The sequence below is a fragment of the Brevundimonas sp. genome (assembly GCF_036402095.1).
Classification (GTDB): domain Bacteria; phylum Pseudomonadota; class Alphaproteobacteria; order Caulobacterales; family Caulobacteraceae; genus Brevundimonas.
In genome coordinates this window covers 1-9,189 of the sequence record NZ_DASWTO010000117.1, presented here as the reverse complement: position 1 = coordinate 9,189, position 9,189 = coordinate 1, and the positions used below count along the sequence as shown (strand labels likewise).

Sequence of the window (9,189 nt, the reverse complement as noted above, 5' to 3'; positions counted from 1 at the left end):
GTCTGCGTGGTGCGAGACGTCGTAGTTGAAGACGTGGCTGACGTCCGGGATGTCGAGACCGCGGGCGGCGACGTCTGACGCCACCAGCAGCTTCAGCTCGCCCGAGCGGAAGGCGGCCAGGGTCTTCATGCGCAGCGACTGGTCGAGGTCGCCGTGGATCGGCGCGGCGTCGAAGCCGTGCTGCTTCAGCGACTTGGCGACGACGTCGACTTCCGACTTGCGATTGCAGAAGACGATGCCGTTGCGCACGTCGGAGCGACCGATCAGGGCGCGCAGGGCGGCGCGCTTCATCTTCGGGTCGCTGGACGGGATGCGCACCAGATACTGGGTGATGGTTTCGGCCGTCATCGCCGGGCGCGAGGCCTCGATGCGGGTCGGATCCTTGAGGAACTGGGTCGTCAGCCGGGTGATCTCGGGCGGCATGGTGGCCGAGAAGAACAGCGTCTGGCGCTTCGGCGGCGTCAGTTTGAAGATGCGCTCGATGTCGGGGATGAAGCCCATGTCGAGCATGCGGTCGGCCTCGTCGACGACCATCAGTTCGACCCCGGTGAGCAGCATCTTGCCGCGCTCGAACAGGTCCAGAAGCCGGCCGGGCGTGGCGATCAGCACGTCGACGCCCTTGTTCAGCGCCGCCACCTGGTCGCCCATGGAGACGCCGCCGATCAGCAGCACCCAGCTGAGCTTGGTGCCCTTGGCGTATTTCTCGAAGCTGGAGGCGACCTGGTCTGCGAGCTCGCGGGTCGGCGCCAGCACAAGGGCGCGGGGCATCCGGGCGCGGGCGCGACCCTTGGACAGGCGGTCGATCAGGGGCAGGGTGAAGGCGGCGGTCTTGCCGGTGCCGGTCTGGGCGATGCCGAGCACGTCGCGGCCGGCGAGGGCCACGGGGATGGCCTGGGCCTGAATGGGGGTGGCGGTCGTGTAGCCGGTATCGGCGACCGCCTGCAGGGTCGTGGGCGAGAGGCCCAGCTGGGAAAATTCGGTCATGGGTCCTTTGGACAGGTACTGAAGGACGTCCCGCGCATCGGGCCGTCGTGCGATGTGCGGAACCGCCCTGTCTCTGGGCGAGCGGGCGGCGCGGATTCGCCAGTCCTGTCCCGAACGTGGGCCGCATATAGAAGCCCCCACGTCAGAGTCAACTATTCGCGGAACAGGGGCAGGGGGTTGGCAATCCCTAAACGATTGTTAATAGTCCGCGGCGGGAAGGGCTGAGTAGGGGTTACAGTATGCTTCGCACGCTTGCCGTGGCGACCTTTGCGGCCGTCTGTCTGGTGGCGAGCCCGGGCCGGGCCGACATCAACGCCGCCTTCGGAAACACCGTGCTGTCGCGCTATGCCGATGGCGGCTGGGTCAAGCACTGGTTCAATCCCGACGGGACCTACGCCGCCCAGTTCTCGGACGGCCGGCGTCTCTCGGCCCGCTGGGCGGTGCGCGGCGAGCGCGTCTGCCTGACCAATATCCGGCCCAATATGCTGATCCCCCGCTTCTGCACCGACATGATCGACGCGGACGTCGGAGAGACCTGGCATTCCCGCGACCCGCTGGGGCGTCGCGTACAGAACGTGCTGCTGGCGGGCCGGAACCCCTAGCGCTCCACGCCCAATCGTATCCCCCACGGGTTGCGCGCGCTCGCCGCGGGCCGCGGCGCCGCTAGCCTGCGGACCGGACCGCCGGGGAGGGCGAGTGCGACTGCTTCTGATCGCCCTGACCGCTGTTTTCGCCGTCTGGCTGCCGCGCGCGCCCGTCGAGGGGAGGGACCGCGACACGCCGCCCCCTCCGTCCGGGGCCGGGCTGGCCGTGCTGCCGATCGATCCGGGCCGTTTCGGCAATCTGCAGTACGCGCGCACGCCGCTGCCGCCCCGGGCCATCGCCCTGACGTTCGATGACGGTCCGGATCCGGTCTGGAACGGCCAGGTGCTCGACATTCTCGACGAGCGGGGAATCAAGGCGACCTTCTTCTTCGTCGGCCAGCATGTGCAGCTGCACCCCGAGCGGGTCCGCGAGGTCGTGCGGCGCGGGCACAATGTGGCCAGCCACAGCTGGTCGCACCCCACCCGTCTGCGGCGCTGGAGCCGCGCGGCGCAGATCAGCGAAGTGCGCAGGAGCTACGGCGCGCTGGAGGCCGCCCTCGCCGACGCTCCGCCCGCGGACCGGGCCCGTCTGGAGCCGATGTTCCGGTTTCCTGGCCTCAACGAAGGCGCGTTCCTGTCCGGCTGGCTGAACCAGCGGGGGGTGATGGTCCTGTCCGCCGAGGGCGGAACCGACGACTGGCGCGGTTATTCCGCCGCGCGCATCACGCGCGTGTCCCTCAACGTGATGGAGCGAAACCAGGGCGGCGTGCTGATCCTGCACGAGACGCGGCCGCAGATGATCCGCGCCCTGCCTGATCTGCTGGACCAGCTGAGCGCCCGGGGCTTCACCTTCGTGCAGATCACCGCGGGGATGGAGGGCCGGGCGCGGGCTCTGGCGGCCGACGATCCGGTCCTGACGCTGCGATGATCTGAGGCGAAAGCCGGACACCGCCGGCGGGGCGCCATTCCCTGACTGCGATATCAGAGGGAATGGCGCGAGTGACGGGGCTCGAACCCGCGACCTCCGGCGTGACAGGCCGGCACTCTAACCAACTGAGCTACACCCGCGTTTCCCGTCCGCGAAGCAGTGCGCCGCGGCGAGGGGCGTCGTTTAGGCGGGGCGGGCTCGCACTGTCAAGCGACGAAGCCGTCGAGTTCGACAGTTTTTCGATGGTTTCTGCGGGTCGGCGCCGGCGGCGGGCGGGGCCGTGCAATCTGCGAACCATTCTCAAGAAAAACCTTTCGCCGCATGGGTTTGAACGGGCGCGGTTCCGGGTCTAGAAAGCGCCGAATCCGCCCCTCCCTCGACGGCGGACGAGGTCCTTCCGGATGAATGCATTCCTTCTCGAATATCTGCCGATCGTGGTCTTTCTCGGGATCGCGGCGGCGCTCGGGCTCGGCTTCATGCTGGCCGCCTGGGTGCTGGCCCCGAAGAACCCGGACTCCGAGAAGCTGTCGGCCTATGAGTGCGGCTTCAACGCGTTCGACGACGCGCGGATGAAGTTCGACGTGCGCTTCTATCTGGTCTCGATCCTGTTCATCATCTTCGATCTGGAGGTGGCCTTCCTGTTCCCGTGGGCGGTGTCGATGTTCGACCTGTCGCGGGCCGGCATGGTGTTCGCCTTCTGGTCGATGATGGTCTTCCTCGGCGTGCTGACCGTCGGCTTCATCTACGAATGGAAGAAGGGCGCGCTCGAATGGGAGTGACCACCGACAACACCCTGCCGCTGATCGGCGCGGGCAACCAGGGCGCGTCGCCGTCGCTGGCGCCGTCGTCGCCGGTCGCCTTCGGTCAGGCCGGGCGGACGCTGGTGCAGGGCTACGATCCGGCCGTGCACGACAAATTCTTCGAGGCGGTCAACGCTGAATTGGGCGAGCGCGGCTTCATCACCACCTCCCTGGACGACGTCATCAACTGGGCGCGGACCGGTTCGCTGATGTGGATGACCTTCGGCCTGGCCTGTTGCGCCGTGGAGATGATGCAGGCCTCGATGCCGCGCTTCGACATGGAGCGGTTCGGCATGGCTCCGCGCGCCAGCCCCCGTCAGTCTGACCTGATGATCGTCGCCGGCACCCTGACCAACAAGATGGCACCCGCACTTCGTAAAGTATACGATCAGATGCCGGACCCGCGTTACGTGCTTTCCATGGGCTCGTGTGCCAACGGTGGTGGGTATTATCACTATAGTTACAGTGTCGTGCGGGGTTGCGACCGCGTTGTACCTGTCGATGCTTACGTGCCGGGATGCCCGCCGACGGCGGAGGCGCTGCTGTACGGCCTGCTGCAGCTGCAGAAGAAGATCCGCCGGACGGGGACGATCGACCGATGAACGCTGTCGCCCGTATCGAGGAGATGGAATCGGCCCTGACGCCGCTGGGCGCCGAGATGGTCGGCGCGCTGGGCGTGCAAGCCCAGGTGGCGTTCGGCGAACTGACGCTGGTGGCCGAGCGCGAACGCATCGTCGAGGTGCTGACCGCGCTGCGCGACCGCTTCGGCTTCCAGCAGCTGCTGGACGTCTGCGGCGTCGACTTCCCGGACCGTGAGGAGCGGTTCGAGGTGGTCTATCACCTGCTCAGCCTGACCCGGAACGCCCGCCTGCGCGTCAAGGTGACGACCGACGAGCGTCAGCCGGTGCCCAGCGCGGTGTCGGTGTTCCCATGCGCCGACTGGTTCGAGCGCGAGGCGTTCGACATGTACGGCATGCTGTTCGAAGGCCACCCCGACCTGCGCCGGCTGCTGACCGACTACGGCTTCCAGGGCTATCCGCTGCGCAAGGACTTCCCGATGACCGGCTATGTCGAGGTGCGCTACGACGAGGAGCAGAAGCGGGTGGTCTACGAGCCCGTCAAGCTGACCCAGGAGTTCCGCAATTTCGACTTCCTGTCGCCGTGGGAAGGCGCGGAATACCCGGCCCCGGTGCTGCCGGGCGACGAGAAGGGGCAGGGCTGATGGCGGAAGGATCCCACATTCCGGCGCCGATCGGCGCGTCCGTGGACGTGTTCGAGGACGATCCGCGCACGGAGCACGCGCGGGCGCTCGACGACCGTAAATTCACGATCAATTTCGGTCCGCAGCATCCGGCCGCGCACGGCGTGCTGCGCCTGGTGCTGGAGCTGGACGGCGAGCTGGTCACCCGTGTCGATCCGCACATCGGCCTGCTGCACCGCGGCACCGAGAAGCTGATGGAGGCGCGCACCTATCTGCAGAACGTGCCCTATCTGGACCGCCTCGACTACGTCGCGCCGATGAACCAGGAGCACGCCTTCTGCCTGGCCATCGAGAAGCTCCTGGGTCTCGATGTGCCCTACCGCGGCCAGCTGATCCGGGTGCTGTATTCCGAGATCGGCCGCATCCTGTCGCACCTGCTCAACGTGACCACCCAGGCCATGGACGTCGGCGCCCTGACGCCCCCGCTGTGGGGCTTCGAGGAACGCGAGAAGCTGATGGTGTTCTACGAGCGCGCCTCGGGCGCCCGTCTGCACGCCAACTATTTCCGGCCCGGCGGCGTGCACCAGGATCTGTCGCCCGATCTGATCGACGATATCGGCCGCTGGTGCGCCGAGTTTCCGGCGGCGTTGAAGGACATCGAGTCCCTCGTCACCGAGAACCGCATCTTCAAGCAGCGCAACGTCGACATCGGCGTGGTGACCAAGCAGCAGGCGCTGGACTGGGGCTTCACCGGGGTGATGCTGCGCGGCTCGGACATTCCGTGGGACCTGCGCAAGGCGCAGCCGTACGAGTGCTACGCCGAGCTCGAGTTCGATATCGCCGTGGGCAAGAACGGCGACTGCTGGGACCGCTACCTTTGCCGCATCGAGGAGATGAAGCAGTCGGTGCGGATCATGGAGCAGTGCATCCACAAGCTGCGCAACTGCCCCGGCGAGCCGGTCATCACCGAGGACAACAAGATCGTGCCGCCGCGGCGGGGCGAGATGAAGCGGTCGATGGAATCGCTGATCCACCACTTCAAGCTCTACACCGAGGGCTTCCGCACGCCGGAGGGCGAGGTCTACGCCTCGGTGGAGGCCCCCAAGGGCGAGTTCGGCGTCTATCTGGTGTCGGACGGCTCGAACAAGCCGTACCGCGTCAAGATCTCGGCCCCGGGCTTCCGGCACCTGCAGGCGATGGACTGGATGAACCGCGGCCACATGCTGGCCGACGTGAGCGCCATCCTCGGCTCGCTGGACATCGTGTTCGGGGAGGTCGACCGGTGAGCGACAAGCCCCTGAGCGACCTGATCAAGCAGGGCTGGGAGGTGGTCGGTTATTCCGTCACCGACAGCAGCGGCGAAACCTGGAAGCACAATTTCCTTCTGCGCCGCCAGGGCCAGCACAAGGTGCTGTCCGTGCGCAAGAAGATGATCGGAGAGGGCGTCGTGTCCTCGGAGATGGAAGTCTGATGAGCGTTCGTCGTCTCGCCAAGGAACAGCCCGCCTCGTTCGCCTTCTCGAAGGCGACGAAGGCCAAGGCCGACTGGTGGATCTCCAAATATCCCGCCGACCGTCGCCAGTCGGCAGTGATCCCGATCCTGTGGCTGGTCCAGAAGCAGGAGGGGTGGGTCTCCGAACCGGCCATCCGCGCCATCGGCGAACTGCTGGGCATGCCGTTCATCCGGGTGCTGGAAGTCGCAACCTTCTACACCATGTTCATGCTCGAACCCGTTGGATCGGCAGCGCTTATTCAGGTTTGCGGCACCACGCCCTGCATGCTGCGCGGGGCCGGGGACCTGATGAAGGTCTGCAAGGACAAGATCGGTCCCAAGGACACGCTGAGCGCCGATGGCCGCTTCACCTGGCAGGAGGTCGAGTGCCTCGGCGCCTGCGCCAACGCGCCGATGGCCCAGATCAACGACTACTATTTCGAAGACCTGACGGCCGCGAGCATGGCCCAGATCATCGACGACTTCGCGGCGGGCAAGAAGCCCAGGCCGGGCAGCCGCGCCGGCCGCGCCAGCTCCGAACCGGAAGGCGGGGCGCTGACCCTGACCGACCCGGCGCTGTATGACGGCTCGGCCGCGCAGCCGATCAGGAAGCTGCCCAACAGCGATCCGGTGACCGCGTGACGCGCCCGGATCTGTCCGACGCCGAGGCCGTGGCCCGGTACCGCGCCGAGCTGCGCGTGGTCGGCCGCAACCAGCGGCTGGCCGGCTTCGCCCTGGTCATTCTCGGCGCGATCGCCGTCTGGGGCGCGGGCTACGCCGGCGCCGCCGGGCCGGCCGTGCAGTGGGCCGGATACGCCGCGCTGGCCGTCGGCTGGGCGCTGATGCTGGCCGCGATCTTCCTGCGCACGCGGTATCACCGCCGGCGCATGCAGGAGATGCAGTCATGACGGCCGGCGCGGGCAAGCCTGACGGATACCGCGTCCTGGCGCTGGCCGGCGTCGCGGGCCTGGTGCTCGGCGTCGTGCTGGCCATCGCCGGCGCGACCGGGGTCGTGCCGGATGTCGACGGATCGGTGCTGATGATCGTCGGCCTGGCGTTCGCCGCCATGGGAACCGGCCTGGTGATCTGGGCGCGCAACAAGATGAGCCAGACCTCCGGGTCCGGCGGAGATCGGAACTGATGGTCGGAATCCTCGAAGACAAGGATCGCATCTTCACCAACCTGTACGGCCTCCAGGACTGGACGCTGGACGGGGCGAAGAAGCGCGGCGCGTGGAACGCCACCAAGGACATGCTCGACCTCGGGCGCGACTGGATCATCACCAACGTCAAGAACTCGGGCCTGCGCGGACGCGGCGGCGCCGGCTTCTCGACCGGGCTGAAGTGGTCCTTCATGCCGAAGGAGCTCAAGGACCGGCCGCACTATCTGGTGGTCAACGCCGACGAGTCGGAGCCCGGCACCGCCAAGGACCGGGAGATCATGCGCCACGATCCGCAGCTGCTGATCGAGGGGTGCCTGATCGCCAGCTTCGCGATGCAGGCGCACGCCTGCTACATCTACCTGCGCGGCGAGTACGTGCTGGAGCGCGAACGCATGGAGGCCGCGGTCAAGCAGGCCTATGAGGCCCGGCTGATCGGCAAGAACAACGTCCATGGCTGGGACTTCGACGTCTATATCCACCACGGCGCCGGGGCCTATATCTGCGGTGAAGAGACGGCCCTGCTGGAATCGCTGGAGGGCAAGAAGGGCCAGCCGCGCCTGAAGCCGCCGTTCCCGGCCGGCGCGGGCCTGTACGGCTGCCCCACCACGGTGAACAACGTCGAGTCGATCGCGGTCGTCGGCACCATCCTGCGCCGCGGCGCGGACTGGTTCGCGGGCTTCGGCCGGCCGAACAACACCGGCACCAAGCTGATGACCATCAGCGGCCACGTGAACCGGCCGTGCAACGTCGAAGAGGCGATGTCGATTCCGCTGAAGCAGCTGCTGGAAGAGCACTGCGGCGGCGTGCGCGGCGGCTGGGACAATCTGAAGGCGGTGATCCCGGGCGGTTCGTCCGTGCCGCTGATCACGCGCGAGATGTCCGAGACGGCGCTGATGGATTTCGACAGCCTGCGCGAGATGCGTTCGGGACTCGGCACCGCCGCGGTGATCGTCATGGACCAGTCGACCGACCTGGTCCGCGCCATCGCCCGCATCAGCTATTTCTACAAGCACGAGAGCTGCGGCCAGTGCACGCCGTGCCGCGAGGGCACGGGCTGGATGTGGCGCGTGCTGGAGCGGATGGCGATCGGCGAGGCTGACCCGTCGGAGATCGACCTGCTGCTGGACGTGGCCGGCCAGGTCGAGGGCCACACCATTTGCGCCCTCGGCGACGCCGCGGCCTGGCCGGTCCAGGGCCTGATCCGGCATTTCCGCCACGAAATCGAGGAGCGGATCGCCTCCTACCGTAGCCGCCGCGCGAACTTCGCCGGCCACGCGATCGCGGCGGAGTGACGATGCGTCCGACCGCCGCCCTGATGCTCGCCTGTGTCTCCCTCGCCGCCTGCGGCGAGCGGGCGGACGAGGCCGCGCCGACGGCGGCCGAGGTGGTCTCCACCACGCCGGCCGACAGCGACGCCGTGGCCGACGCGCCGGCGGTGCTGGACGCCGCGGGCCTGCGGCGGGTTTGCCGCGCCGGACTGGCCGCCATTCACGGGCAGACCGTCGGCGACATCGCCATCGACGGTCTCGACGGCGAGATTGTCGACGCCTCGTGGCGCGCCCCGGTCGATGGCGGCCGCCGCCGCGCCCAGTGTCGGGTCGAGGGTGACCTGATCACCTGGAAGCCGGTCGACGCCCCGACTCCCGAACAGAACCGCTGGATGAACCAGTCCGGCGACCCGGTGACGCGCTTCGTCCTTGACGGCGGGGCCATCACCATCAACACGACGCTCCCGGATGGGACGACCGCCACGGAGACGTATTCCGTGGCGACTGAGCAAGAGGCCCGCTGATGCCCGTCGCCAAGGTCAACGGCGTAGAAGTCGAGTTCGAGTCCGGCATGACCGTGCTCCAGGTCGCCGAGAAGGCCGGCCATGAGATCCCGCGCTTCTGCTACCACGAGCGGCTGTCGATCGCCGGCAACTGCCGCATGTGCCTGGTCGAGGTGAAGCCCGGGCCGCCGAAACCGCAGGCGTCGTGCGCCCTGCCGGCCGCCGAGGGCCAGGAGATCTTCACCGACACGCCGATGGTCAAGAAGGC

The 9,189-nt window shown here is 67.7% G+C and carries 14 protein-coding genes and 1 tRNA gene; 13 read left to right on the top strand and 2 right to left on the bottom strand.

From position 1 onward, the window contains the following. The coding region (locus VGD32_RS08640) for a DEAD/DEAH box helicase (protein ID WP_331031487.1) at positions 1-984 on the bottom strand (984 nt) is incomplete at its 3' end. Between the two features lie 239 nt (positions 985-1,223). Between VGD32_RS08640 and VGD32_RS08635 the strand changes: the two genes are divergently transcribed. Then, positions 1,224-1,586, top strand: a complete 363-nt coding sequence (locus VGD32_RS08635; RefSeq protein WP_331031486.1) for a hypothetical protein — start codon at positions 1,224-1,226, stop codon at positions 1,584-1,586. A 94-nt stretch (positions 1,587-1,680) separates the two neighbouring features. Further along, positions 1,681-2,496 carry a polysaccharide deacetylase family protein gene (locus tag VGD32_RS08630; RefSeq protein ID WP_331031485.1) on the top strand — a complete coding sequence of 272 codons (816 nt, stop codon included), beginning with the start codon at positions 1,681-1,683 and terminating at the stop codon, positions 2,494-2,496. Between the two features lie 63 nt (positions 2,497-2,559). On the opposite strand, the gene VGD32_RS08625 is transcribed toward VGD32_RS08630, so the two are convergent. Beyond that, a tRNA-Asp gene (locus tag VGD32_RS08625) sits at positions 2,560-2,636 on the bottom strand. Positions 2,637-2,897: 261 nt separating this feature from the next. Here VGD32_RS08625 and VGD32_RS08620 point away from each other — a divergent pair. The 11 genes from VGD32_RS08620 to VGD32_RS08570 all read left to right on the top strand — a co-directional run. Beyond that, positions 2,898-3,275, top strand: coding sequence for an NADH-quinone oxidoreductase subunit A (locus VGD32_RS08620; protein WP_331031484.1), 378 nt, complete (start codon positions 2,898-2,900; stop codon positions 3,273-3,275). Continuing rightward, positions 3,245-3,898 carry a NuoB/complex I 20 kDa subunit family protein gene (locus tag VGD32_RS08615; protein ID WP_414644383.1) on the top strand — a complete coding sequence of 218 codons (654 nt, stop codon included), beginning with the start codon at positions 3,245-3,247 and terminating at the stop codon, positions 3,896-3,898. The genes VGD32_RS08620 and VGD32_RS08615 overlap by 31 nt, the downstream gene beginning before the upstream one ends. 23 nt (positions 3,899-3,921) lie before the next feature. Further along, complete coding sequence (locus VGD32_RS08610; protein WP_331031488.1) at positions 3,922-4,518, top strand: NADH-quinone oxidoreductase subunit C; 597 nt, start codon at positions 3,922-3,924, stop codon at positions 4,516-4,518. Then, positions 4,518-5,783 (top strand): NADH-quinone oxidoreductase subunit D, encoded by a 1,266-nt coding sequence (locus tag VGD32_RS08605; RefSeq protein ID WP_331031483.1) that lies wholly within the window; start codon positions 4,518-4,520, stop codon positions 5,781-5,783. Before VGD32_RS08610 ends, VGD32_RS08605 begins: the two co-directional genes overlap by 1 nt. Then, positions 5,780-5,968, top strand: coding sequence for a hypothetical protein (locus VGD32_RS08600; protein WP_331031482.1), 189 nt, complete (start codon positions 5,780-5,782; stop codon positions 5,966-5,968). Before VGD32_RS08605 ends, VGD32_RS08600 begins: the two co-directional genes overlap by 4 nt. After that, positions 5,968-6,630, top strand: a complete 663-nt coding sequence (gene nuoE, locus VGD32_RS08595; RefSeq protein WP_331031481.1) for an NADH-quinone oxidoreductase subunit NuoE — start codon at positions 5,968-5,970, stop codon at positions 6,628-6,630. The genes VGD32_RS08600 and nuoE overlap by 1 nt, the downstream gene beginning before the upstream one ends. After that, complete coding sequence (locus VGD32_RS08590) at positions 6,627-6,896, top strand: hypothetical protein (protein WP_331031480.1); 270 nt, start codon at positions 6,627-6,629, stop codon at positions 6,894-6,896. Before nuoE ends, VGD32_RS08590 begins: the two co-directional genes overlap by 4 nt. Beyond that, positions 6,893-7,129 carry a hypothetical protein gene (locus VGD32_RS08585; RefSeq protein ID WP_331031479.1) on the top strand — a complete coding sequence of 79 codons (237 nt, stop codon included), beginning with the start codon at positions 6,893-6,895 and terminating at the stop codon, positions 7,127-7,129. Before VGD32_RS08590 ends, VGD32_RS08585 begins: the two co-directional genes overlap by 4 nt. Then, on the top strand, positions 7,129-8,442 hold the full coding sequence (gene nuoF, locus VGD32_RS08580; RefSeq protein WP_331031478.1) for an NADH-quinone oxidoreductase subunit NuoF: 1,314 nt from the start codon (positions 7,129-7,131) through the stop codon (positions 8,440-8,442). The genes VGD32_RS08585 and nuoF overlap by 1 nt, the downstream gene beginning before the upstream one ends. Before the next feature lie 2 nt (positions 8,443-8,444). Next, a complete protein-coding gene (locus VGD32_RS08575; RefSeq protein ID WP_331031477.1) occupies positions 8,445-8,942 on the top strand; it encodes a hypothetical protein in 498 nt (165 codons plus the stop codon). Next, on the top strand, positions 8,942-9,189 hold a 248-nt coding region (locus VGD32_RS08570; protein ID WP_331031476.1), incomplete at its 3' end, for a 2Fe-2S iron-sulfur cluster-binding protein. The genes VGD32_RS08575 and VGD32_RS08570, both read left to right, overlap by 1 nt.